Source organism: Micromonospora sp. WMMB482, from assembly GCF_019038635.1.
Classification (GTDB): Bacteria; Actinomycetota; Actinomycetes; order Mycobacteriales; family Micromonosporaceae; genus Micromonospora; species Micromonospora marina.
This window is the reverse complement of sequence record NZ_JAHOPD010000020.1, coordinates 3,543,259-3,566,810: the sequence shown is the minus strand read 5'-3', so window position 1 is coordinate 3,566,810 and position 23,552 is coordinate 3,543,259. Positions and strand designations below refer to the sequence as shown.

Sequence of the window (23,552 nt, the reverse complement as noted above, 5' to 3'; positions counted from 1 at the left end):
AGTGCGAACCATGCGTAAGCCCAAGCTGTCCCGGATCCTCGCCACCCTCGCGGCCGCGACGCTGGCAGCGCTCGGCGCGGTAGCCGTCAACCCGGCTCCGGCCTCCGCCGCCGTCCGCAACGTCTGCTACAACATCAGCCAGGCCGGCCCGTTCGCCAACACGGCGGTGCAGGCGGCGGCGATCTGGAACAACTACACGAACAACATCAACATGGCCCAGTGCGGGTCCAACCTGCGGATCACCTACACCTACGGCGGTGGCTCGTACGCCCAGCGCACCAGCCTCGGCAACGGCCGCGTGGTGATCGACTACTACCAGGCCCAGCAGTACTCGCCGCTGCGCATCATGACGCACGAGATCGGCCACATCCTCGGCCTGCCGGACAACTACAACGGCAACTGCGCCCTCCTGATGTCCGGCGGCAGCGCCGGTACGAGCTGCACCAACCCGTACCCCAGCTCCGCCGAGGCCGCCCGGGTCGACTCGCTGTTCGGCTTCGCCGCCCGCAGCGCGACGCCCGCCCAGGTCTTCACCGGCAGCTGGCCGGCCGCCTCGACGGTGGGCGCGCAGCGCTGACGACGCCTGACGACGGGGTCGGCGGGTCACCGCCGGCCCCGTCCGCGCGTCCGGCCCTTCCCCGCCGCACCGGCCGCCGCCTTGCCGGGCTTCCCGGCCGCAGCCTTGTCCGGCCGCCCGGTCGCCGGCCTGCCGGACTTCCCGGCTCCCGTCCTGTCCGGCCTCCCGCCGCCTGGCCGGTCCGCGCGCCGGCCGGACGTCGCGTCGTCGGCGAGATCCGCCGCGCGGCCGCTCAGCTCCTCGACCCGCTCCCGGAGCCGGCGGAGCGACTCGGCACCGCCGTCCACGCCGGACACGTCGTCGAGCAGGCCGACGTAGTCGGCGGCCAGCCGCCGGTACGCCGGGGCGACCGGCCCGGCGCGCCCGTCCAAGTCGATGATCTGCTGGGCGAGAACAGCGGTGGCGGCCCCGAGCGCGGCCCGCTCGTCGGCGCGCGCGTCCCGCCCGGCCCGCCGCGCGTCGGCCAGCCGACCGGCCCGCCGCCCACCGAACCAGAGCACCGCCGCACCGGCGACGACCCCGGCCACCGCGCCGCCGGCCAGCAGATAGCGGGGCAACGACGGGCTGATGGTACGAGCACCGTCCGGCACCAGACCGGCCCGGACCAGCCGGTCGTAGTTGAGCACGATCACCTTCAGCGCCTCGACCGGCCGGTCCACGAACGCGTCAGCGCCCCGGCCGATCGTGGTCTCGACGACCACGGCCCGCCCGAGGTCACGCGGGCCGTCGCCGCCCAGGCGGGAGCAGCCGTACGTGTCCCAGTCATCACCGTCGCGGCTCATCGCCAGCACCAGCGTGCCCTGCGTGGCGCGCTCGGTGTCGTCGCACGCCTCCCGCAGGTCGGCGCCCGGCTCCATGATCAGCACCACCAGCCGCCGGTTGCCGACGACCCGTTCGGCGGCGGCCCGGTCCAGGTCCACCCCGGGCGCCGCGTAGACCGAGGAGCCGCGTACCTGCCGCGCCACCGGCCCGTCCAGGATGCCGCTGGTCCACAGCGCCCAGCCGGCCAGCGCCAGGCAGGCCAGCACCGCCCGGCCGAACGCGGTACCGACCAGGCGGCCCAGCAGCCGGCGCGGGCCGGTCGCCGCCGCGCCACGACGGGCCGCCGCCCGCTCCGGACGGGTCGCGACGCGGCTCACGACAGCCTCGCCCGCAGGTAGACGTCCGGCCGGTAGCCGGGCATCCGCACCTCCCGGGCCACGTCGTCCAGCTCGGCCGCCGCGTCGGCGAGCAGATCGCGTACGTGCCGGTCCGGCAACCCGTCGTCGAAGGCGTCCCGGGCCGCCCGCAACCGGCCCACGCCCCGGACCAGCGCCGGGTCGCTACGCGCGTCGGTGAGCAGCGACAACTCCACCGCCAGCGCGGAGAGCCCGGCCAGCCGGGCCGGCGTGCCACCGGGACCGACGTCGGCCCGACGGCGGCCGGACCCCCGCACGGTACGGATCGACAGCACCACGAAACCCGCCACGCACCCGGCGAAGAGCCAGGGCAGCGCCGGCAACGCCACCCGCAGCGGGTCGAACGGCCGGTACGGCAGCGGGCGGTCGAACAGCCCCGCGTACCGCACGTCGGTCACCTGGGCCAGATACGCGCCGAGCACGTTCTGCTGGGGATAGGCGTAACGGCCGAGCCGCCCGCCGAACTGGGCGTAGAAGCTCGCGGCGGCGACCTCGGCGAACGACGCCGCACCCGGACCGTGGTACTCGATCCAGTCGCCGTACATCACCACCAGCGGCTGGTCCGGGGCGAGCCGGTGCAGCGCCGGCCCGTACGCGGGCAGCGGCTCCCCGTACGGCTGGACGGGCAGCACCACGAACCAGGCGCCGTCCGGGAACGCGGCGCCCGCCGCCTTCTCCGGCAGCCGGGGCAGCGAGGCGCCGGTGCCCACGTACCGGCCGGTGGCGCGCAACGCGGTGACCACCGGGGCCAGTTCCGGGCCGGTCGGTTCCCGCCAGCGCAGGTCGTCGCCGTCCGGCGGGGTCGGCTGGTCGTGCAGCGTCGCCAGCAGCGTGAGCAGCGGGCCGGTCACGTCGGCGGTGGCGAACCGGGCCCGCCAGCCCGGCAGGTCGTCCGGCGAGGCCACGTAGATGCCACCGCTGACCTCGGTGCCGACGATCCGGATCCCGGCGCTCTCCACGTCCTTCACCCGCCGGCGTTCGGCCTCGTCGAGACCGGGCGGGGCGACCAGGATGCGGGTGCCACGGTCACCGATGGCGGCCCGGACCCGCTGCTCGTCCCAGCGCGCGACAGCGCCCGGCAGCCGGACCACCGGATCGGCCGCGACCAGCGCGGTCATCTCCTCGACCGAGGGCACGCTCGCGTCGCTCAACTCCCCGGCCGAGCCCTCCGGCAGCGCGGCGGTCGACGGGGAACGCCCGTAGCTGACCTCCACGCTCTGCCGCTGCGCCACCAGGAACACCACGAGCACGGTCGCCGCGGCGGCCAGCAGCGACCAGCGCAGCAGCTCCCGGCGTACCCTCGTCATCGCCCGGCCCGCCACAGCCCGTCGGCGCGGCGGGCGTGCTCCGCCGCCGCGCGGGCCGCGTCGGCGCCACCGCGTGCGGCGGCGAGCAGCTCGGCGCGGGCCAGCAGACGCTCGGCCTCCGGCACCGCCGTCAGGGACGCGTCCCGGCTCACCGTGGCATCGTGGATCGCCGCCCGCGCCGACGACCAGGCGACCCGCCGCCCCTCGGCCCGGGCACGGCGCCGGGGCAGCAACACGGCGAGGAAACCGGCGGCCACCGCCACCACACCCCCGACCAGCCACTGCAGCACGCTCGCGGTCATGATCTCTGTCTAACGCACCGCCGCCAGCCCCGCGCGCCGAGGGTGGCGGTGTACCACCGGCCTGCCACCTACGACGACGAATAGCCCTCGTTGAAGCCCTCCATGAACCCGCCCGCGAACCCGGAGACGACACATCCGGCACAGCACAGGATCACCAGCAGCGCCGGCACCATGACCCACAGGACGATCGCCCACCTGCCCATCCCCTCGCTCGGCTGCTCCACGAACGCCGGCGGCGGATAGTGCGGCTGTTGCGGGTACGGCTGCTGTTGGTACGGCTGGTGCTGGTACGGATCCTGCTGATAGGGATCGTGAGGGTACATCCGGCCATCGTGCCCACCGGCCGGGACCGCCGGAAGATCCGAACGGTCCGCCGGTCATGCCGCGACGGCCCTCTCGTCACGCCCGGTGGGCATCGAGGTGGGTCAGTACCGTCTGGTTGGCCTCCCAGCCGTCCGGGAACTTCACCGGCACGTCCAGGTGCACCCGCTCGGTCGACGGATAGGCGTCGAGCAGCTCGCCGATCCCGGCCCGCGCCACCACCACGCAGGCGTGCCGGTGCCGCGAAGCCAGCACGCACAGCCGCCCCGACTCCAGGTGGAACGCGGTGGCGTCACGTCGCCCGGAGAGCGGGTGCAGCACGATCGTCACGTCGTACTCCCGGCCCTGGAGCCGGTTGGCGGTGTCCACCGTGATGCCCGCCCCGGCCGCGCCCAGCCGGGACCGGATGGCCGCGACCTGGTCGCGGTGCGCGGCCCCGACGGCGATCCGGTCCGCGGTGACCGGCGCACCGCCGGGCGCGGCCTCGCTCACCGCGACCGCGCCGCGCCGCAGCACCCGCAGTGCCAGCTCCGCGCAGGCCGCGGCCGCTTCTCCGTCGGTACGCACGGTGTGCCGGGCCGGCAGCTCGTGCAACGCCCAGCCGGTGGCGGCGGCCACCTCGACGGAGGCGTCGTAGGCGTCACCCGCACCGGGCTCGGTGAACGTCAGCGCCCGGTCGGCCGGCCCGGTCCCGGCGCGGAACCCGGTGAACGGGTAGAACGCGGCGGACACCACCGGGGCGGCCGAGTCGGGCAGCCGCCACGACACCGGCAGCCGGTGCACCGGCAGCTCCGGGTTGTGCCGCAGCAGCGTGGCCACCGCCGACTGCATCGGATCCCAGGTCAGGCCGGTCCAGCGGAACGTCTCGACGGTGCTGAACGGATCGAGCTGACCGGGGTCGCCGACGAACAGGGCCCGCTCGAACCGCCCCGCCACGCGCAGCAGCGCGTCGGCGCGCATCTGGTACGCCTCGTCCACGATCGCCCACGGCCAACTCCCCTCGGTGACGGTGGCCCACTTGGCCGCCGTACCGATGGTCACCGCCGGCCCGCCCAGGTCGGCGACCTTCGCCGCGACCCGGACCGCCGGGTGGGCGTTGACCCGCTCGGTGGGCCGGTAGTCGGTGGCGGAGAGCCGCCCGACGCGCAGTTCCGGCGCCCTGCGGCCCAGCCGCTCGATGAGGTCGTCCACCTGCTCGTTGGTCTGCGCCACGATCATCAGCGGGTCGCCGGTGGCGGCGGTCTCGACGGCGGCACGGACCACGAGGGTCGACTTCCCGGCACCGGGAGGCGAGTCCACGACGACGCCGCGATGCGTGCCGTCGCGCAGATCCCGCAGCACACGCTGGATCACCTGCTCGGCTTCGTGCAAGGAAGGGCCCCCTTTTAACGTCTCCGGTAGAGGCGGGGCCCCTTCTTAACACGCCACGGGGCAGGACCGCGCGGCGACGCCAGGGAGATCACCACCCATCGATCACCTTGCACCCGGCTGCCACACTCTCCGTCAGGGACGACGGGGGAATCGCAGGCGAGACGATGGACCTTCGCCGCAGTCGCATCGGTTGTGTCATCGCTTTCGTCCTGCTGCCGTTCGGTCTCTGCATGGTGCTGTTCGGGCTGGGCGGGAGCACCCTTCGAATGATCGGCGGGCTGATCCTCGGCGGGCTCGTCATGCTCGCCGGCGTCGCGGGCGTCGTCGAGGCGGTCCGGCCGTTCCGGTTCCACATCGGCCTCGAAGGCTTGACCGTCCGGACGGCCGAGCTGAACCGGCTGCTGCCCTGGGCAGAGATCGACCACCTGGTCCTGTACCAGCCACCGCCGGTGCTGGCCGACAAGTGTCCGCACCCACTTGCGGCCTCGTACCGCCTATGGTTTGCGGGCGAGCAGGCCGACGAAGGTGTGGTAGGTGTCGGTCTGCTCCGGGGCGGGCGCGTCCGGGTCCGGACGCCACTCGGCCAGCGGTACCAGGCCCGGCTCCAGCAGCGTCAGCCCGTCGGCGAACGCGAGGATCTCCTCGTCGGTACGCCAGCGGCCGGTACCGAGCGACTCGTTGAACACCCGCTCGACCTCGCGGGCCTTGCGGGAGCCCTCAGGATCCCGCTCACCCGGGTCGCGGAAGTGCGAGATCGCGACGTAACTGCCGGACGGCAGCGCGTCGATCAGCGCCGCCGCCACCGATCGCGGATCCTCGTCGTCGCCGATGTGGTGCAGGATCGCGAACAGCAGCAGCCCGATCGGGCGGTCGAAGTCGAGGAACCGGCGGACGTCCGGGTCGTTGAGGATCTCCTCCGGCTCCCGGATGTCGGCCTGGATCACCGTCGCGGTGCCCTCCGCGGCGAGCAGCGCCCGCCCGTGCGCCAGGACGATCGGGTCGTTGTCCACGTACACGACGCGGGCGGCCGGGTTGTGCTCGACGGCGACCTCGTGCACGTTGCCCTGGGTGGGCAGCCCCGACCCGATGTCGAGGAACTGGTCGATGCCCGCCTCGGTCACGAGGTGACGGATCACCCGGCGCAGGAACGCCCGGTTCGCCTGACCGGCGGCCGGCCCGTCCGGCGTGATCCGCAGGGCGTGCTCGGCGACCTTCCGGTCGACCTCGAAGTTGTCCTTGCCGCCCAGGAAGTAGTCGTAGACCCGGGCCACGCTGGGAACGGTGACGTCGATTCCGGGCGGTGCGGCCTTGTCGCGGGTCACAGGCTTCTCCAGAGTCCGTGGGCGGTTCCGGGCGTTTTCGGGGAGTGTAGCGACCGTACCGTGTGGATGGTCACCCTCCTTGGGATCGCTCCCAGCGGACCAGCCCGTCACCAGGACGTTCATCGATCGACACGCCGAACCAGCGCCGGGCTCACCGCAGTTCCGCCGCCCCGCACGACCCGCCGTGACCGTCCCGTAGTCCGCAGCGCCCGCCGCCGGGCAGCCGTACGTCGCACCAGACCCGGTATCGCAGGTGCTGCGCGTCCTCCTCGCTGAGCGTCGTCTCGCCGAAGTCGACGGCGTCCAGGTGCCCGAGCGACCGGGCGAGCGCGGCGGCCAGCTCGGCGGCGACGTCCCGGCACGTCAGCGTGGTCGGCAGGTGGATGATCCAGCGCGGCTCACTCATCGTGCCCGCGCCGCCGGCAGCCGTTGTGGCGGGACTGCCACTGCCGCAGCGCCTGGCGGACCCGCTCCGACTCGGTGCGCGTGGTGGTCAGCTCCCGGTGCAGCCGGTCCATCTCGTCGGCGACCCGGCACAGGTAGTCGTGCACCTGCGCCGGGTCCAGCCCACGCCAGCGGGTGTCGAAGACGGCGCTGCGCACGTGGTACGCCTGCACCTGCTCCCCGGTCACGTAGATCACGACGCCACCGCCCCGGTCGCCACGGCCTCGTCGGGCAGCCCGGCCGCGGCGAGCGTCGCCCTCCCCCACCGGGCCAGCCGACAGGGGTACGGAACGCGCTCGCTGCGGCACAGCGGCCCCTGCGGCCAGTGCTCGGGTACGTGTACGCGCACGGCCAGCGCGGCGACTAGCAGTTCCTCGTCGGTGACCGGGGTGTGTACGGGGAAATCGGCGAGTACGGCGGACATCGGCAGGCGCCTCCGGGGTCGGGTCTGGTGGAGTGGCGCCGGGGCGGGCGGGGACGGCGGGAGCCGCGATCGGGGGACGCGATACCACCGGAGCCCAGCACCCGCCCCGGGCCATGCGCCGACCCTCAGCCCTTCTCGGCAGACGGCGCATGCCCTGATGATCGTGGCCGCCATGCACACGCCGCATACACTCCGTCACCGTCACGGAACACCGGGCGATATACACGGTGCGTATACCGGGCCGCTCCGGAACGGGTTGAATGGCTAGGCTCGACTTCGGACACAGGTTCTCCGCGAACGGCGAGGTTGCCGGTGACACCTGCGAACTGCCCCCGCTGCGGCGGCCGCCTGGCGCGCGACAACAGCACGGGACGCTGCGCGCCCTGCCAGGCCGCCGAACGCGACCGCCTCAGCACGCCGCCCGCCGTACCCGACTCGTTCTGGGACCATGAACCGGTACGGACGGCGCTGGCCCGGCGGCATCTCGGGCAGGTGATCCGGGCGTACCGCCACCACCCGTACCACGGGCGGAGCCCGCTGCCGCAGAGCGTCGTCGCGGGGTGGCTGGGGATCACGCAGGCACAGTTGAGCCGGATCGAGAACGGGCCAGCCCTGGTGCATCTCGACCGGCTGACGCACTGGGCGACAGTGCTCCGCATCCCGCCGGGTTCTCTCTGGTTCTCAGTCGGTCCAGACTCTCCGGCCAGTGCTCCGGCCGACGGGATCCGCGCAACACCAGACCTGGGCCGGCGAACCCTCCTGGCCGGCATCGCCGCAGTGTCAGCAGGAGCCGGGCTGGTCGGGGTCGCTGAGCAGCTCCGGCCCCGGCGTATCGGCAGTGCGGACGTCTCTCGGCTGAATGCGGTCCTGGAGCTCTACCGGTCGGTCGACTACGAATGCGGTGGCGGCCTGCTCTATCGGGAGGTCGCTCGCTTCGCGGAGTCGGTGTACCGCATGCTCGACTGGTCGCACGCGCCCGGGCTGACACCTCGCCTGGTCGCGGCGGTCGCGGCGGCGCGTCAGTTGGCCGGCTGGACCGCGCTGGACGCCGGCCGGCACGCGGACGCTCAGCGGCATTTCGCCGCCGGCGAGCGGGCCGCGATTTCCGCTGACGATGCACCACTGGCGGCCCTGATCCGCTATTCGCAGGCCAAGCAGCTACAACACCTTCGGCACAACCAGGACGCTCTGGCCGCTTTGCGGCTGGCGCAGACTCAGCTGGGATCCCGGGCGACCCCGGCCGTGAAGGCGCTGCTCTGGGGCGCGGAGGCCGCCTCGACAGCCGCACTCGGCGACCACCGAAGCGCGCTGACCCTCCTCGGTCAGGCGAGTGATCAGTTCGAGCGTGTGGATCCCGGACGTGAGCCGACCTGGATGGCCTTCTACGACCGTGGCGAGCTGCTAGCTCAGTACGGTCGCGTGTACCGCGACATGGCCCGGCAGGCCGGAACGCACGCGGCACAGGCGGTGCGGAGCGTCGAAGAGGCGATTGTCGCCTTCGGCCCGGCGAACGTCCGCAGCATGGTCCTGAACGAGGTCGGCTTGTGCAGCGCGCTCTTCCTCACCGATGAGCCCGAGCGGGCGGTCGCTGTCGGCACGCGCGTGGTGGAGCAGTCGCGTGCGCTGACTTCCAGCCGAGTGGTTGATCGAGTTATCAACCTGCGCCGTGATCTGGGACGGCACCGTCACCTTCCCGTCGTTGCCGAGTTCGAACGGACGCTCAGCGCACGAGCCGCGGCCACGGTATGAGCGGACGGTTCTCGGAAGAAGCGATGACCCGCGCCATGCGGGAGATCGCCGACGGTCTTGACGTACCAGCCGACGACGCTCGGCTCCTGCGGCTGACCAACAACGCCGTGTTCGCGTTGCCGGAATCCGGGCTCGTCATCCGCATCGCGCGGACGCACCGGCTCCGGGACCGGGTGACGAAGGTCGTTCAGCTCGCGCGATGGTTCGCCGAGCTGGACGCGCCCACGATCCGGCTGACGCCCGGCGTGGCGCAGCCGGTTGCGGTCGGTGAGTTGACCGCCTCGGTATGGGCCTACGTGCCACCCATCGCACCTGCTCCAACCGTGGGTGACCTCGGCTCGGTGCTGCGGCGGTTCCATGCGCTCGGACCCCCGCCCTTCCCTCTGGCCAACTGGGATCCGATCGGGGATGCGCGTCGACGCCTGGCAGATGCCGACGGGTTGAGCGCAGAGGACCACGACTGTTTGATGACGTGGTGCGACCGCTTGGAGCCGCAGGTCGCCGATCTCAACCAACGCGTGGAGCAGTCGCTCATCCACGGGGACGCGCACGTCGGCAACCTGCTCCGGGATCCGTCGGGCGGCATCCTGCTCTGCGACTTCGACGCCACTTGTCTCGGGCCTTGGCAGGTGGACCTGGCAGCGGTGGCCGTGGGCGAGGCGCGCTTCGGAAAGGCCGGGGCGCATCGGGCGCTCGCCGAGGCGTACGGGTACGACGTGACGTGCGACCGCGACTGGCCACTACTGCGGGAAGCTCGCGAGCTGAAGATGATCGCTGCTGCCACGCCGCTTCTCGCAAGTTCGGCGAGCGTGGCGGCCGAATTCTCCAACCGATTGAAGTCAGTCGCACAGCACGATCACGATCTACGTTGGAAGCCATTCGCTGATCTCGGCTGATCGCCCTTCGTCGAGCGCCCGCCTCGGTCCGACTCCAACTTCGTCCGGGATCGCCGGAAGAGGTGGCAGCGGCCTTCGCCCGGTACAGTGACAGCCTGCGGGCATGAGTGAAGCGCCGGAGCTCTGCCTCTCATCGCCTTTGCCCATCGGGTCAGACGATTCGTCGAGCTGCCCATGGCTGACGGCTAGCGAGGCTGAGCAACCCGACTCGCAATCGAGCGCCCCGTTTACCCTTGGGCATCGGTACCGAGGAGGTTTCATGGCACGGGTACGGTCAATCAGCGCATCCGGGCAGCGCATCAAGCCCCATCCCACTGAGGTCGACTGCGAGTACGCCGTGATTGAGGAAGGCAAGTTCGCCTGTTGCACCTCAGCACCTTCGGAAGCGACGACCGCGCAAGCGAGCGTAAATCCAGTCAGAGTCTCCAGCTGGATCTGCAAACCGCGCGTCAGCTCATTGAGGTGATTGAGGATGCCTTTCCCGGGATCCGTCGGCAGTGAGCAGTGAGCCGGTACAGGGATACTTGGCTCGAAGCGGACCTTCGCCAAAGAATCGACCAGGACGTCTGAATGGTGCGGGCAGCACCCGACCCAGCAGCACTGCCACCCCACCGGCGATCACCCCGACCATCGCCCCGGTGACCAGGCTCGACATCACCGCCGTACCCCGCAACAACGCCTCCCGCGCCCCCGACTCCAGCCCGGCCAGCCCCGGCGCGTCCATCCCCAGCGACGAGTCCCAGAACACCTGGTGAGCGGCCGCCAGGAACACGCCGTACAGCGCCCCGATCACCACCATCATCAGGAACGGTCGCGGCGGCCGCCGCCACAGCACGGCGGCCACCCAGCACAGCGGCGGCCCGACCGCCAGCAGCGCGGCCACGACAGTGCCTTCCGGCACGACGTCCAGATCGTGCAGCGCCACGCGCGGGGCGGCCAGCGCGGCGAGCGCGACCAGCGCCGGCCAGGAGAAGCCGAGGGTACGGCGACCCGCGCTCATCGCGTCACCTCCGGCGAGACCGAAGCCGGCGCCGGTGCCGGAGCGGACACCGGATCCGATGCGCGAGCCGGCACCGAGCCCGGCGCGGTCGAGCGCACGAAGCGAAGCAGCGCGACGAACGCCAGGACGGCCGTCACCGCACCTCCGGCGAAGCGCACCCAGTGACCGGCAACGAACTCGGCGGCGACCTGACGCAGGTACTCGGCGGAGTGCGTGCCGGGCGGGTCGACGAACATGATCTCGTTGCGCGGCCAGAAGAAGACGGCGGAGAACAGGAACTCGCAGACGACGAACACGGCTGTGGCGCCGGCGACCCACCAGCGCAGCCGGCGGTCGCGCCAGGTGAGCAGGGTGGCGGCGACGCTGCTCAGGATCACCGACGCGCCGAGCGGCGGGAAGTAGTCGTGCGGGCCGCCGTGGACGAGGAACTCACGGGCCCGGTCGAGCGAGGCCGGCGTGTCGTTGAAGATGTTCGGGTAGAGCATGACGGTCTCGGCGGCGACCCCGCCGAACGACATCATCGACGCCCATACCATGACAATAAGGGCGATCCAGGTCAGTCTTGTGCGTACCACGAGGGCTCTCCTCACGTTTCGGGGACGCCATCGACGCTAGGTCCGCCGCCCTCGACCGTCGTCCGCGTGGCCGCGCGACCGGATGTCGCTCCTCGGCGTACGCCTCGGGCTCGTCCCTGACGCCTGCGGACGACAGCGGTGAGGGTCCGTGCGGACCTAGGCTCGAAGGCGTGCCCGACACCTCGCCCACCCGCGCCGACGTGCTGCTCGCGGCGGCCACGCTCGGCCTGGTCGCGGTGGCCGTGGCGGCCGAGCGGCCCGCGCCCGGCGGCGCGGCGCTCGCGGTCGTGGTCGGCGCCGTGCTCGGCGGACTGGTGCTGTGCGCCAGGCGGTGGCCGCTGCCGGCGCTGCTGGCGACGGCTGTCGTCATCCTCGGGTACTACACGCTGGACCTGCCGCCGGTCGGGGTGGCCGCCCCGGCCGCCGCAGTCCTCTACCGGGCGTCCGAGCGCGGGCGTGTCGTCCCGGCCGCCGTGGTCGCCGGGAGCCTGCTGGCCGTGTCGGTGGCCGCTCGGCTCGCCGAGGGCGACGACATCGCGGTTGTCGTCGGTACGGAACTCGGCTCCGAGGCGGCGTTGGTGCTCGCCGTCATCGCTCTCGGTGACGCGGTACGCAACCGCAGGTCGCTGCGAGCGGCACTGGTACGGCAGGCGGTCGCGGCCGACGAGGAACGCCATCGGGAGGCGGCCCGGCAGGTCGAGGCGGAACGGCTGCGCATCGCCCGGGAGGTGCACGACGCGCTCGGGCACACGATGTCGGTGATCACGTTGCAGTCCGCTGTCGCCCGGGAGGCGCTCGCCGACAGCGATGCGGCGCAGGCGGAGGACGCACTGGCCGCCATCCGGTCGGTGAGCGGCAGCGCGATGGCGGAGCTGCGGGCGACGCTGGGCACGCTGCGCCGCGAGCCCGGGCCACGAGAACCGGTCCCCGGCTTCGACCGGCTCCCGGCGCTCGTGGACGGCGTACGCCGGGGTGGGCTGGTCGTGGACCTGCGGATCGAGGGTCCGGTGGACACGCTGCCCGCGGTGGTGGGCAGCACCGTCTACCGGGTCGTGCAGGAGGCGTTGACGAACGTCCTGCGCCACGCCGACGCCACCCGGGTCACCGTGACTGTGCGCGCCACGCCCGGCCGGCTCGCGCTGGAGGTGGTGGACGACGGCCGCGGCGGTCTGCCCGCCGGGTACGGGACGGGCCAGGGCCTGCGCGGCATGGCCGAGCGGGTGGCCCTGCTGGGCGGCACCGTCGAAACCGGCACCGTCCAGACCGGCCCCAGAGCGACCGGCGACACCGGCGGCTTCCGGGTGTCGGTCCACCTGCCGCTCGCGGGGGTGGCCTCGTGAACCCGATCCGCGTCGTCCTCGTCGACGACCAGCACCTGGTCCGCACCGGCCTGCGCGCGCTGCTCGACCGGGCACCGGACATCGAGGTGGTGGGCGAGGCCGGCGACGGCGGCAGCGGACTCTCGGTGGTACGGCAGCAGCGGCCCGACATCGTGCTGATGGACGTACGGATGCCCGGCGGGGACGGGCTGGCGGCGACCCGGCGGATCCTGACCGACCCCACCTTGGACGGCGTGCAGGTGGTCATGCTGACCACATTCGACGACGACGAGTACCTGTTCGAGGCGATCCGCGCCGGGGCGGCCGGTTTCCTCCTCAAGGACACCCCGCCCGACGCGCTGCGGGACGCGGTCCGGACGGTGGCCGGTGGCGACGCGCTGCTCTCCCCCGCCGTCACACGTCGGGTGTTGGCCGCGGCGGCCCGTTCACCGGTGGCCGATCCGGGGCGGCTCGCCGGACTGACCGCCCGGGAACGGGACGTGCTGGCGCAGGTGGGCACCGGACGGTCGAACACGGAGATCGGGCAGGCGTTGTTCCTGAGCCCTGACACCGCACGCACCTACGTGAGCCGGCTGCTCCAGAAGCTGAACGCCCGCGACCGGGCGCAGCTCGTCGTGATCGCGTACGAGAGCGGGCTGGTCCGCCCCGGCGAGGGCTGAGCCGCGCCGGGGCGGGTCACAGTCAGGACGACGCCGCGTCCGCCGGCTCCGTAGCCGCGTGCCGGCCACCGTTGCGCCGTTCGTCGCCGTGCCCCGGCCACCACGCCTTGTGGCCGATCAGCCCGGTCAGCGCCGGTACGAAGAACATCGACATGACGAACGCGGACAGCACGATCCCGATCGCCACCGCGAAGCCCATCTGCTGGAGGAACGAGATCGGCGCGAGCATCAGCACCCCGAACGTGCCGGCCAGGATCAGCCCGGCGGCGGCGACTGTGGGGCCGGCGTGTTCCACCCCGATCGCGGCGGCCTGGTGCGGCTCGTGACCCTCGCGCGCCTCCTCGCGTAGCCGGGCGATCATCAGGATGTTGTAGTCGGTGCCGATCGCCACCACGAACAGGTAGAGGATGATCGGCAACTGGAACGTCACACCCGGGTTGCCCTGGAGCCCCTGGAACACGTAGACCGTCGCGCCGAGCGTGGCGGCGAAGTTGAGCAGCACCGCGATCACCAGGTAGACCGGTGCGACGAGGCTGCGCAGCAACAGCGCGAGGATGAGCGCGATCAGGGCGGCGGCGACCGGAAGGATCACCGACAGGTCCCGGTTGTTGGCCGAGTTGATGTCCGCGAAGATCGCCGTGGCGCCGCCGACCAGGGCCTTGGTGCCCGGCGGAGCGGCCTCGTGCAGCGCGTCCCGCAGGTCGTCGCGGACCAGCGTGATCGCCTCGTTGGACATCGGGTTCTCGTCCAGCAGCAGGTTGATCCGGGCGACGCTCGGGTCGGTCGCGCTGCGCTCCGGCGGCTGCGCCTGCCCGACACCGGGTGCCCGCGCCGACGCGGCGGCGAAGTCGTTCACCTGCTGGTCGGTGAGCGGAGTGCCGTTGCCGGTGGTCAGGTAGACCTCGGTGGGCGCGAGCGCACCGGCGGCGAATCCGCGCTGGAGATCCTGTGCGGCCCGCGCCGACTCGGTGTCCTGCGGGAAGCCGGCACTGAAGTCGTAGTCGGCCTTGTAGCCGAGCACCCCGGCGGCGAGCGCGACGAGCAGCGCGCCGGAGGCCGCGGCCACGACGGCCGGACGGCGGCCGACGACGACGCCGAGCCGCCGGGACAGCGTCGCCTTGGGCGGGCGCTGCCACGCCTTCGACGGCCAGAACACCCACCGGCCGAGCAGGGACACGAGCGCCGGGATCAGGGTCAGCGAGGTGACGAGCATGACGCCGACGGCGATGGCGAGCGCCGGGCCGAGCGAGCCGAAGAAGCCGAGCGAGGCGAGCAGCAGCACCAGGAACGCCACGATGACCGCACCGGCGGCCGAGGTGATGACCTCGCCGACCCGCTGTACCGAGACGATCATGGCGGTGCGCTTGTCGTCGCCCGCGCGCAGCCGCTCCCGGTAGCGGAACAGCAGGAACAGGATGTAGTCGGTGCCGATGCCGAACAGCACGATCAGCAGGATGGTCTGCAGGTCCTGGCTGACGTTGAGGTCGAACGCCTTGCCGGCGGCGGCGACCAGCCCGGTGGTGACGGACATGACCACGCTGATGACCACCACCGGCAGCAGCGCGGCGATCGGGCTGCGGAAGATGATCAGGATCAGCCCGATGATGAGGACGATGGTGGCGACACCGACGACGGCGAACGCCTCGTTGAACGTGTCCTCGTTGTCGACGAAGCTCGCCACGTCGCCCGCCACCCCGGCGGTCAGGCCGCTGCCGGCCAGGTCCGCGGCGAGGCCGGCGCGCAGGTCGCGTACCGCGTCGAGCAGCTTCGGGTCGTCGGGGCTGTCGGCGTCGAGACCGACGGTGATCACCTGCACCGACCGGTCCGGCGCGACCGCCTGCGGGCCGGTCAGATAGCCGGTGGTCTGCGGGATGTTCCGGGCCTTGAGCGCGGCGGCGAGCTGCCCCACGCGCGCCTCGTCGGCCGGAGTCAGCGGCTTGCCGTCGCTGCGTTTGACCACGATCGTGGCGGTGGCGGTGGCCGCCTGCGGGAACGACTTCTCGGCCAGCTCGGTGGCCTGCACCGATTCGTAGGAGCGCGGCAGGAAGCTCTCCTGGTCCGCGGAGGTGATGTCGCTCAGCGAAGGGCTGGCGGCGATGATCGCGATCGCGGCGACGACCCAGCCGCCGATCACCCACCATGCCTTGCCCACGACGAATCTGCCCAGGCGCTCGAACATCGTTTCCCCCGTGTGTTCGGCTGTGTCACGCGTGATCCTACGCTGTGTGAGCAATCCCTTTCGGACGCCTCGCGGACTTCCGTCGATGATCCGGGTGATCCAGGATCGACCGATGAGCGTGCGACTGCCCGGTCCCGGAGTGCTGACGGCCTGGTTGGCCGCGACCGTGCCGGCGCCGCTCGTCGTCTACGAGTGGACCCACCGGTGGGAGGAGGACCAGCCGCTCTCCACCGCGCTGTGGTGGCCCGTACTCGGGTCGCCGGTGCTCGCCGCCGTGGTGGCGGCCCGGCAACCCCGGCGCCCCATGGCGGCCGTCGGCGTGTCCACGCTGGTCACCGCGACGCTGCTCGCGGTGTCACTGGCGTACTTCCGGTGGGTCGTGCCGCTGACCGGCGAGGCCCGCTGGGGGCAGGCACTGCTCACCGGCGCGGCGCTCGCGGTGGCCGGCGCGCTGATCGGGTACGCCGTGGGCGGGCGCCTGCCCCACCGGGCCCGCCCGGCGTCGCGGCGCGGCTATCTGGTCGGCGGGCCGGTTCACGGTGCCGGCCGGCGGGGCGTACGCGGTCTTCTCGGTGGGCTTCTCCCCGGCGGACCCGGACTGCCGTGTCACCGGCGGCGGCTCGGCGGTCCGGGCGGCCGAGCCGGTCTCCGTCCCGCCGGGCGACTACGGCGGCGACGCCGCCACCTACGCCTGGGTGGCCACCGTGCGGGTGCCGTCGCCGGGTCCGTGGACGCTCGACTGCCGCGCGGACGACCCGGAGGCGTCCTACGTGGTGGGTGACGTGCCGGAGATCCGGGGCGCGGTGGGCGAGGTGATCCACTGGCCGGTGGGCGTGATCTGGCTGCTCGGCGCGGTGCCCGGCCTGCTGATCGTCGCGCACACCGCCCGGCGACGGCGCGCGTCCTGCCCGACGGTCCTTACCGCCGCCGGAAATACATAGAGGTAAAAGCGATATGCCTCAGAGTCATAATCATGACTCTGAGGCATATCGGTCTCGACGGCATACGTCTTCAACGAGGCTGGACCACCGAGCCCCGGCGCTCGACGACGGCTGGCGTCACCGACGGCTGCCCGGCGGCGGCGGACGCGACGTGAACCGGGCGGCGGAAGTGTCGTAGGCGACTCGTAGCCTGACGCGGTCAACGACGATCGCAGGGAGGCGACGTGCTCGACCACTTCTCCGTAGCGGTGCGCGACCTGGCGGCCAGCGGCGCCTTCTACGACGCCGTCCTCGCCCCGCTGGGCGGGCGGCGGCTGATGGAGCCGGGCCCGATCGGCTACGGCGTCGACGCGCCCGACTTCTGGGTGGAGCCCGCACCCTCCGGCGCCACGCCGGTGCCCGTGCACATCGCGTTCAGCGCCACCGACCGCGCGACGGTCCGGGCGTTCCACGACGCGGCCGTCGCGGCCGGCGCGGAGGTGCTGCACGCGCCGAAGGAGTGGCCGGAATACCACGCCGCCTACTACGGTGCGTTCGTCCGCGACCCGGACGGCAACAACATCGAGGCGGTCTGCCACCGTCCGGAGTGAGTCCGGGTGCGTCCGGGAGGCACGATGGACCGGTGGAGATCGAGCCGGTCGAGCACGCTCCAGTACGCGCCGTCCGCAGGGCCTGGCTGGCGCAGCGCTGGCACGATCTCGCGTTCCTGCATTGGGCGGTCCCGCCGGAGCGAGTGGCGCCGCTGCTGCCCGCCGGCACCCGGCCGGACACGCTCGACGGCGTCACCTACGTCGGGCTGATCGGTTTCCGGATGGTCGGGCTGGGGCTCGGCCGCGGCCCGGGTGTGCCCTACTTCGGCACGTTCTGGGAGACGAACGTCCGGCTCTACTCGGTCGACGGCTCGGGGCGGCGCGCGGTCGTGTTCCGCTCGCTCGACGCGTCCCGGCTGGTGCCGGTGCTGGTGGCCCAGGTGAGCCTGCGCCTGCCGTACAAGTGGTCTTCGATGCGGCTGGACCGTGCCGGCGACACGCTCACCTACCGCTGCCGCCGCCGCTGGCCAGGTCCGGCCGGCGCGACCAGCCGGATGACGGTCCGCGTCGGCGCGCCGATCCCCGAGCCGACGCCGCTCGAACACTTCCTCACCGCCCGCTGGGGCCTGCACACCCGGGCATACGGCCGTACCCGGCACCTGCCGAACTGGCATCCGCAGTGGCCGCTGCACCGCGCCGAGCTGCTGCACCTGGACGACGATCTGGTCACCGCCGCCGGCCTGCCCGCACCGGACGGCCCACCGGCGAGCGTGCTCTACTCCCCGGGCGTCCCGGTCGTCTTCGGCGGCCCCACGTCGGTCGGGTGACCGCCAGCCGCACGCGAGGCACACCGGCCGGGCGGCCGTCAGCGCACCGGGTCGTGGGTGCCGTGCGGCACGTCGGGACGGCATCGGCGTACCCGCTCGGCGGCCATCCGACCGCCTGCCGCCAGCCCGTACCGCTCGACCGCGGCGAGCCCGTACGCGCTGCACGTCGGCGTGTAGCGACAGGTCGCCGGCCAGCGGTGCGACAGCCAGCGCCGGTAACCGAGGATGGCGGCCCGGCCGGCCCGATCCACGGCGGGCCGCCGGACGACACCGGCGGTCACCGAGCCGAGGGTGAGCAGCATCGAGAAGAGGCCCAGGTCGCAGCAGCCCGGCCCGTCACAGGTGGGCACGTCGCAGTTGCACCAGTCCCGGCTCTTCTTCCTGTGGCGCCGCTTCCGGAAGATCACCACGCCATGATGCGACACCCGCGCCAGTGTCGACGAGGCGACCGGACCGGGTCCGGTGCGATCGGGCCGGCGGGCGTCCGGGAACCTAGCGTCGAGGGCGTCACCAGGAAGGAACATCGGGTGCTGGATCGGTTCAACGCGGCGCTCGACCACCTCGAACAGCGGCTCGACCAGCCGCTCGACGTGGCCGCGTCGGCCCGGATCGCGGGCGTGTCGGAACACCACTTCGGCCGGCTGTTCTCGGCGCTGGCCGGGCTGCCGCTGTCGGAGTACGTGCGCCGCCGCCGGATGACGCTGGCGGGCGCCGACGTGCTCGCCGGCCGGGAGTCGCTGCTCGCCGTGGCGGTCCGCTGGGGGTACGGCTCGAACGAGGCGTTCGCCCGCGCGTTCCGGGCCGTGCACGGCGTCGGGCCGACGCAGGCCCGGCAGGCCGGGGCGGTGCTGCGGTCCCAGCCCCGGATCTCCTTCCGGCTCGTCGTCGAAGGGAACACCAGCATGGACTACCGGATCGTGACCAAGGACGCCTTCCGGCTCGCCGGGCTGACGGCCCGGGTGCCGCTCGTGCACGAGGGGATGAACCCGCACATCGTGGCGTTCGTCAGGGGCATCGAACCGGCCACGGTACGCCGGATCGAGGCGCTCTCCGACCAGGAGCCGCACGGGGTCGTCAACGTCAGCGCCGAGCTGACCGGCTCCCGCGACGAGGGCACCGAGCTGGACTACTGGTACGCGGCGGTGACCGGCGCGGACGTGCCGGACGACCTGCGCAGCCTGCCCGTCGAGGCCGGCGACTGGGCGGTGTTCTCCAGTTCCGGCGCGTTCCCGGTGGCGGTGCAGCACCTGTGGCGGGCCGTGTTCACGTCCTGGTTCCCGTCGAACCCGTACGAGACCCGCCCGGGGCCGGAGATCTCGCGGGTCCGGGTCGCCGAGGACGGTGGCACCGCCGACGCGGAGCTGTGGATCCCGGTGCGCCGGGTCTAGGGCCGGGCCACCGCCGCCGCTCGCGCCGACGCGGCCGGCACGTCGTGCACGTGGTACGGGTGTTCGCCCGGCTCGATGGCGGCGAGGAACATCGCGTACACGGCGGCCTGCCGCAGCGGCGCGACCGGCCGGAGCAGGTCGACGGCCCGGCGCGGGTCGCTGCCGGGCACGTCGGTCCGCCACCGCCGCGCCCACGCGTCGACCAGCCGGGCGGCGGCGTCCGCGTCGACGTCCTCGGTGAGGCGCAGGATGTCGAAGGCGGGGTGGCCGACGAACGAGTCCGCCCAGTCGATCACGGTCCGGTGCCGGTCGTCGCCGCGCACGTTGCCGGGGTGCAGGTCGCCGTGCACGAGCGTGTCCGGCAGGCCGCAGTCGACGACCTGCCGGAGCCGGTGGTCGAGCCCGTCGAGCAGACCGGCGGCGGCCGGCACGTCGTGCCCGGCGAGCATCTCGCGGATCCAGGCCGCGAGCCTCGCCCCGCGCAGATCGGGCACCCCCGCCGCGACCAGCTCATCGACGACCCCGCACGCCCGCAGTTGCACCGCATGATGCCCGGCCGCGATCGCGGCCCGCTCCCGTTCCCCGGCCCCGTACCGGTCCTCGCCCGGCACGTCCGCCAGCAGCATCCGCCCCTCCCTGTCGGCGGCGAGCACCACCGGCCCGTCGACCAATTCGCCGGGGAAGGTCAGGACTGTGGGCTCGTGGTGGGCGAAGGGCGGGAGCTGCTTCAGCCACGTGGGGCCCTGATCCGTGTCGAGACGCCAGATGGCGGAGAGGTTCCAGGTGCGCTGCTGCGCCACCGCCGCCACCCGGCGGCCGAGCCGGCGCAGCTCGCCGGTCGCCCAGGCGATACTGCGGGCCGGACCGCCCGCCTCCGCCCACGGCTGGCGCAGCGGATGCGGCGCGAGGTCCACGACTGCGGGTTCCGGGGGTACGCCAAGCGCGCCCACGGCCGGTTCCAGCGGTACGGCCGGCGCGGCGACGACCTGCGCCAGGTAGCGGACGTGACCGCCGGGCGGCGCCGGGCGGTCGGCGTCGAGCAGTCGCAGCACGGCGACCTCCAGACCGTGGCGCTGCCGAACCTCAGCCACGATCGAGCCGACCTCCTGCCACCACGGCTCCGGTACGCCGAACGGAGGCAGCGCGCCGAGCGGGCGACCGGTGGCGTCGAGCAGGACCAGCGTCACGGTGCGGGACACGGCCGGACGGTATCCGGGCACCCCTACGGGAGGCGAGCGGATTCACCGCCAGACGGTACGTCGGAACCCCTTGTGACCGGCGCACACGTCGCGCTGGCCGCCGGTGCGGCTGACCGACCCGTCGCGGCACTGCACCAGCCAGCCGCGATCGGACCAGAACCCGGGTACGCACTCGAACCAGTCGCACACCCCGGCGGCCGGCCGGCGGATGCGCTGGCCGCCGCAGAAGTCGTACCCGAAGGGGTTCGCCGGGGCGCCGCAGAGGCGCTCGACCGGCGGCTGCGGCGTGCCGCGCGGCGGTGCGGGACGGGCGCGGGACGGCTCGGGGCTCGTGCTGGGCCGGACCTGGACGGCGGGCGCGACGTGCGGCGGCGCGGGCGTGCCGTTGGCCCCCGGGGTCGCGGCGGCGGCGCGCTCCGAGCCGGCCCGCGTGGGCGGGTTGGACTCGACGAGCATCGCCGGCACGATCAACGCGAGCGCCGCGCCGACCGCCACTGTCCGGCGGCCGCCGGGCACCAGCGCGGTGACGCGGGCCTGGGCGGGGGTGAGCACGGCCGGGCGTTCCGGCCGCGCCGCGGTGTGCTCCGCGATCAGCTCGTCCAGCTCGGCCACGACCGCGGCGCGCTGTTCGATCGCGTCGGCGAACGCCAGCGTGAGCGTGAACCGGAAGTCGGCCGCCGCGCCGGTGGGCAGCAGCAGCCCGGAGGTACGCCGCCGGTCCAGCACCTGGATCAGGGTGACCGGCGCGCCGGGGTCGTGGGACAGGCCGGTCATCCGGCCGTACGCCCAGTCGCGCCGGCCGCGTCCGCCGAGCAGCACCAGCCGCCGGTTGGTGAGCACGGCGAGCCCGGCGTCGACCACCTTGACGCCCTCGGGGCGGCGGGGCCGCAGCGCGGGCGGGTCGGGGTCGACTGTCAGTTCGGGGGCGGGCAGCACGGCGGTGTGCCGCACCTCCACCAGTTGCGCGGCCGGGAGTGTCCAGAAGACCACCTCGCCGGGGGCCAGCTCCATCGGCAGGCCGACCCCCGCCTGGGCCGAGCCGTGGAAGGACACCGCGAGGGTACGCAGGCGGCGCAGTTCGTCGTCCCGGCGTCGCCACGCCTCGTCGGCGGCGCGGAAGGCCCGCTGACGCCGCTCGTTCTGCCGGTGCGCCCACCGGTACCGCCATGTGGAACCCGTCGAATCAGTCTTCGCCACGCCGACTCCTCCGCCGCGCGAGCCCACCAATCGGGGTGTCATTCATGTCAACGGTGCGGCAGGGGTACCAAGACACGCGAAAGCCACCAATTAGACCGATCGGCTGATTGACCGACACAATCGGCGGAAACTCTTGCGTCGATTCACGTTCCGTGCCGCCGGGTCGCGGCGGTCTCGCTTCCTCATGCGAGCGCGTGGACACGTCGGTAACGTCAGCCGCAACGGCGGGGCGGAGCGGCCCCGGGCGGCGAGGAGGTGCACCGGTGGGCGACCCGGCCGTGGTGGTGGGAGTGGACATCGGCACCACCAGCTCCAAGGCCGTCGCGTTCGACACCACCGGGCGGCAACTGGCCAGCCACTCGATCGGCTATCCGCTGGAGGAGCCGAACCCGGGCTGGGCCGAGCAGGATCCGGACCTCATCCACCAGGCCGTGGTCGGCGTGATCCGCGCGGTCGTGGACGAGTTGCCCGTACCGGTGACCGGCCTGTCGTTCAGCACCGCCATGCACAGCCTGATCGGGCTGGACGCCGACGGCAACCCGTTGACCCCCTCGATCACCTGGGCCGACTCGCGGGCCAGCGCGCAGGCCGAGCGCCTGCGCGCCGCGCCGTCCGGGCTCGCCCTGCACCGGCGCACCGGCACCCCGGTGCACCCGATGGCACCGCTGCCCAAGCTGGTCTGGTTCGCCGAGCAGGAACCCAAACTGCACGAGCGGGTCGCGCACTGGGTGGGCATCAAGGACCTCGTCCTGCGGCGGCTCGCCGAGGCGCTGGTCACCGACCACTCGGTCGCCTCCGCAACCGGCCTGATGGACATCCACCGGCTGGCCTGGGACACCGAGGCGCTCCGCGTCGCCGGCATCACCGAGGAGCAGCTTCCCCAGCTCGTACCGACCACCCACGTGCTCCCAGGGCTCACCGCCGAGGCGGCGCGGGTCACCGGGCTGCCTGTGGACACCCCGATCGTGGTGGGCGCCGGTGACGGACCGCTGGCGAACCTCGGGCTCGGCGCGGTACGGCCCGGCGTGGTGGCCTGCTCGATCGGCACCAGCGGCGCGATGCGGGTCATGGTGGAACGCCCCGGCGTGGACCCGCTCGGCGGCGTGTTCTGCTACGCGCTCACCGAGGACCGCTGGGTGGTCGGCGGCGCGATCAACAACGGCGGGATCGTCCTCCAGTGGGCGAACGACGCGCTCGCCCCCGAGCTGGGCGAGAACGCCGAGGTGGAGCTGCTCGACCTGGCCGCCACCGCGCCGGTCGGCTCCGGCGGGCTGATCATGCTGCCGTACCTGCTGAGCGAACGGGCGCCGCACTGGAGCGCGCTACCCCGCGGCGCGTACGTCGGGCTGACCCACGGTCACGGCCGGCCGCACCTGGTCCGAGCCGCGCTGGAGGGCGTCTGCCAGCAGCTCGCCCTGGTCCTCGCCTCGGTCCGGGCGGCCGGCAACGAGGTACGCGAGATCCGCGCCAGCGGTGGTTTCGCCCGTAGCGCGCTGTGGCGGCAGATCCTCGCCGACGTGCTGGGCATGCCGGTGCGGTTCCCCGCCGGGCACGAGGGGTCCGGCTTCGGCGCCGCGCTGCTCGGCATGCAGGCGCTCGGCCTGATCCCCTCGATCGAGGTCGCCGCCGATCTGGTCCGGATCGAGGAGACGGTCCGCCCGGATCCCGCCTCCGCCGCCACGTACGCGGCGCTGCTCCCGCTGTTCTCCGAGCTGTACGACGCACTCGTACCCACGTTCGCGTCCCTGCGGCGGATGGCGCCGAGCCTGCCGCCGGAGCCGCCACCCACCGCACCACCCCGCTGACGACCGAAGGGCGTGATAGCC

The 23,552-nt window shown here is 73.2% G+C and carries 28 protein-coding genes; 12 read left to right on the top strand and 16 right to left on the bottom strand.

Annotation, left to right across the window (positions count from 1 at the left end):
• Window positions 1-10: 10 nt before the first annotated feature.
• Window positions 11-577 carry a snapalysin family zinc-dependent metalloprotease gene (locus tag KSK32_RS17975; protein ID WP_216932256.1) on the top strand — a complete coding sequence of 189 codons (567 nt, stop codon included), beginning with the start codon at window positions 11-13 and terminating at the stop codon, window positions 575-577.
• Between the two features lie 26 nt (window positions 578-603).
• On the opposite strand, the gene KSK32_RS17970 is transcribed toward KSK32_RS17975, so the two are convergent.
• The 10 genes from KSK32_RS17970 to KSK32_RS17925 form a co-directional block, all read right to left on the bottom strand.
• Complete coding sequence (locus tag KSK32_RS17970; protein WP_216932255.1) at window positions 604-1,716, bottom strand: hypothetical protein; 1,113 nt, start codon at window positions 1,714-1,716, stop codon at window positions 604-606.
• Complete coding sequence (locus KSK32_RS17965; RefSeq protein ID WP_216932254.1) at window positions 1,713-3,062, bottom strand: hypothetical protein; 1,350 nt, start codon at window positions 3,060-3,062, stop codon at window positions 1,713-1,715. Before KSK32_RS17965 ends, KSK32_RS17970 begins: the two co-directional genes overlap by 4 nt.
• Window positions 3,059-3,364: a DUF6403 family protein gene (locus KSK32_RS17960; protein ID WP_216932253.1), complete on the bottom strand. Its 306-nt coding sequence runs from the start codon at window positions 3,362-3,364 to the stop codon at window positions 3,059-3,061. Before KSK32_RS17960 ends, KSK32_RS17965 begins: the two co-directional genes overlap by 4 nt.
• A gap of 68 nt (window positions 3,365-3,432) precedes the next feature.
• Complete coding sequence (locus KSK32_RS17955) at window positions 3,433-3,687, bottom strand: hypothetical protein (protein WP_216932252.1); 255 nt, start codon at window positions 3,685-3,687, stop codon at window positions 3,433-3,435.
• Between the two features lie 76 nt (window positions 3,688-3,763).
• Window positions 3,764-5,056: an AAA family ATPase gene (locus tag KSK32_RS17950; protein WP_216932251.1), complete on the bottom strand. Its 1,293-nt coding sequence runs from the start codon at window positions 5,054-5,056 to the stop codon at window positions 3,764-3,766.
• A 14-nt stretch (window positions 5,057-5,070) separates the two neighbouring features.
• On the bottom strand, window positions 5,071-5,529 hold the full coding sequence (locus tag KSK32_RS17945) for a hypothetical protein (protein ID WP_216932250.1): 459 nt from the start codon (window positions 5,527-5,529) through the stop codon (window positions 5,071-5,073).
• Between the two features lie 21 nt (window positions 5,530-5,550).
• Window positions 5,551-6,378, bottom strand: coding sequence for an SAM-dependent methyltransferase (locus tag KSK32_RS17940; RefSeq protein WP_216932249.1), 828 nt, complete (start codon window positions 6,376-6,378; stop codon window positions 5,551-5,553).
• Window positions 6,379-6,529: 151 nt separating this feature from the next.
• Window positions 6,530-6,784, bottom strand: a complete 255-nt coding sequence (locus tag KSK32_RS17935; protein ID WP_216932248.1) for a hypothetical protein — start codon at window positions 6,782-6,784, stop codon at window positions 6,530-6,532.
• A complete protein-coding gene (locus KSK32_RS17930) occupies window positions 6,777-7,019 on the bottom strand; it encodes a DivIVA domain-containing protein (protein WP_216932247.1) in 243 nt (80 codons plus the stop codon). The genes KSK32_RS17935 and KSK32_RS17930 overlap by 8 nt, the downstream gene beginning before the upstream one ends.
• Entirely contained in the window at window positions 7,016-7,246 is a 231-nt protein-coding gene (locus tag KSK32_RS17925; protein WP_216932246.1) for a hypothetical protein, read from the bottom strand. Before KSK32_RS17925 ends, KSK32_RS17930 begins: the two co-directional genes overlap by 4 nt.
• A gap of 312 nt (window positions 7,247-7,558) precedes the next feature.
• Between KSK32_RS17925 and KSK32_RS17920 the strand changes: the two genes are divergently transcribed.
• On the top strand, window positions 7,559-8,995 hold the full coding sequence (locus KSK32_RS17920; RefSeq protein ID WP_216932245.1) for a helix-turn-helix domain-containing protein: 1,437 nt from the start codon (window positions 7,559-7,561) through the stop codon (window positions 8,993-8,995).
• Window positions 8,992-9,891, top strand: coding sequence for a phosphotransferase family protein (locus KSK32_RS17915; RefSeq protein WP_216932244.1), 900 nt, complete (start codon window positions 8,992-8,994; stop codon window positions 9,889-9,891). The genes KSK32_RS17920 and KSK32_RS17915 overlap by 4 nt, the downstream gene beginning before the upstream one ends.
• Before the next feature lie 454 nt (window positions 9,892-10,345).
• Here KSK32_RS17915 and KSK32_RS17910 read toward each other — a convergent pair whose 3' ends face one another.
• A complete protein-coding gene (locus KSK32_RS17910; RefSeq protein WP_254187102.1) occupies window positions 10,346-10,891 on the bottom strand; it encodes a hypothetical protein in 546 nt (181 codons plus the stop codon).
• On the bottom strand, window positions 10,888-11,427 hold the full coding sequence (locus KSK32_RS17905) for a DUF1772 domain-containing protein (protein WP_254187101.1): 540 nt from the start codon (window positions 11,425-11,427) through the stop codon (window positions 10,888-10,890). The genes KSK32_RS17910 and KSK32_RS17905 overlap by 4 nt, the downstream gene beginning before the upstream one ends.
• A 209-nt stretch (window positions 11,428-11,636) precedes the next feature.
• Here KSK32_RS17905 and KSK32_RS17900 point away from each other — a divergent pair, with 209 nt between their 5' ends.
• Together KSK32_RS17900 and KSK32_RS17895 are read left to right on the top strand one after the other, a co-directional pair.
• Window positions 11,637-12,806 (top strand): sensor histidine kinase, encoded by a 1,170-nt coding sequence (locus tag KSK32_RS17900; RefSeq protein WP_216932243.1) that lies wholly within the window; start codon window positions 11,637-11,639, stop codon window positions 12,804-12,806.
• The gene (locus tag KSK32_RS17895) at window positions 12,803-13,465 is read left to right on the top strand and encodes a response regulator transcription factor (protein WP_216932242.1); all 663 of its coding nucleotides are present in this window, start codon (window positions 12,803-12,805) and stop codon (window positions 13,463-13,465) included. The genes KSK32_RS17900 and KSK32_RS17895 overlap by 4 nt, the downstream gene beginning before the upstream one ends.
• A 22-nt stretch (window positions 13,466-13,487) precedes the next feature.
• On the opposite strand, the gene KSK32_RS17890 is transcribed toward KSK32_RS17895, so the two are convergent.
• A complete protein-coding gene (locus tag KSK32_RS17890) occupies window positions 13,488-15,644 on the bottom strand; it encodes an MMPL family transporter (RefSeq protein ID WP_216932241.1) in 2,157 nt (718 codons plus the stop codon).
• A gap of 112 nt (window positions 15,645-15,756) precedes the next feature.
• Here KSK32_RS17890 and KSK32_RS17885 point away from each other — a divergent pair, with 112 nt between their 5' ends.
• The 5 genes from KSK32_RS17885 (at window position 15,757) to KSK32_RS17875 (ending at window position 17,942) form a co-directional block, all read left to right on the top strand.
• Window positions 15,757-16,425 carry a hypothetical protein gene (locus tag KSK32_RS17885; protein WP_254187100.1) on the top strand — a complete coding sequence of 223 codons (669 nt, stop codon included), beginning with the start codon at window positions 15,757-15,759 and terminating at the stop codon, window positions 16,423-16,425.
• Complete coding sequence (locus KSK32_RS33475) at window positions 16,415-16,585, top strand: hypothetical protein (RefSeq protein WP_254187099.1); 171 nt, start codon at window positions 16,415-16,417, stop codon at window positions 16,583-16,585. The genes KSK32_RS17885 and KSK32_RS33475 overlap by 11 nt, the downstream gene beginning before the upstream one ends.
• A 32-nt stretch (window positions 16,586-16,617) precedes the next feature.
• Window positions 16,618-16,740: a hypothetical protein gene (locus KSK32_RS34205; RefSeq protein ID WP_256451497.1), complete on the top strand. Its 123-nt coding sequence runs from the start codon at window positions 16,618-16,620 to the stop codon at window positions 16,738-16,740.
• Between the two features lie 69 nt (window positions 16,741-16,809).
• A complete protein-coding gene (locus tag KSK32_RS17880; protein WP_216932240.1) occupies window positions 16,810-17,175 on the top strand; it encodes a VOC family protein in 366 nt (121 codons plus the stop codon).
• Window positions 17,176-17,207: 32 nt separating this feature from the next.
• Window positions 17,208-17,942, top strand: a complete 735-nt coding sequence (locus KSK32_RS17875; protein ID WP_216932239.1) for a YqjF family protein — start codon at window positions 17,208-17,210, stop codon at window positions 17,940-17,942.
• A 38-nt stretch (window positions 17,943-17,980) separates the two neighbouring features.
• On the opposite strand, the gene yidD is transcribed toward KSK32_RS17875, so the two are convergent.
• Window positions 17,981-18,349, bottom strand: a complete 369-nt coding sequence (yidD, locus tag KSK32_RS17870) for a membrane protein insertion efficiency factor YidD (RefSeq protein WP_289256306.1) — start codon at window positions 18,347-18,349, stop codon at window positions 17,981-17,983.
• A gap of 120 nt (window positions 18,350-18,469) precedes the next feature.
• Here yidD and KSK32_RS17865 point away from each other — a divergent pair, with 120 nt between their 5' ends.
• Window positions 18,470-19,330, top strand: coding sequence for an AraC family transcriptional regulator (locus KSK32_RS17865; protein ID WP_216932238.1), 861 nt, complete (start codon window positions 18,470-18,472; stop codon window positions 19,328-19,330).
• On the opposite strand, the gene KSK32_RS17860 is transcribed toward KSK32_RS17865, so the two are convergent.
• Both KSK32_RS17860 and KSK32_RS17855 read right to left on the bottom strand, forming a co-directional pair.
• Entirely contained in the window at window positions 19,327-20,529 is a 1,203-nt protein-coding gene (locus tag KSK32_RS17860; protein WP_216932237.1) for a phosphotransferase family protein, read from the bottom strand. The two genes, KSK32_RS17865 and KSK32_RS17860, sit on opposite strands and share 4 nt — an antisense overlap.
• 42 nt (window positions 20,530-20,571) lie before the next feature.
• Window positions 20,572-21,726 (bottom strand): hypothetical protein, encoded by a 1,155-nt coding sequence (locus tag KSK32_RS17855; RefSeq protein WP_216932236.1) that lies wholly within the window; start codon window positions 21,724-21,726, stop codon window positions 20,572-20,574.
• Between the two features lie 263 nt (window positions 21,727-21,989).
• Between KSK32_RS17855 and KSK32_RS17850 the strand changes: the two genes are divergently transcribed.
• On the top strand, window positions 21,990-23,531 hold the full coding sequence (locus tag KSK32_RS17850; protein ID WP_216932235.1) for a gluconokinase: 1,542 nt from the start codon (window positions 21,990-21,992) through the stop codon (window positions 23,529-23,531).
• The last annotated feature ends 21 nt before the right edge of the window (window positions 23,532-23,552 follow it).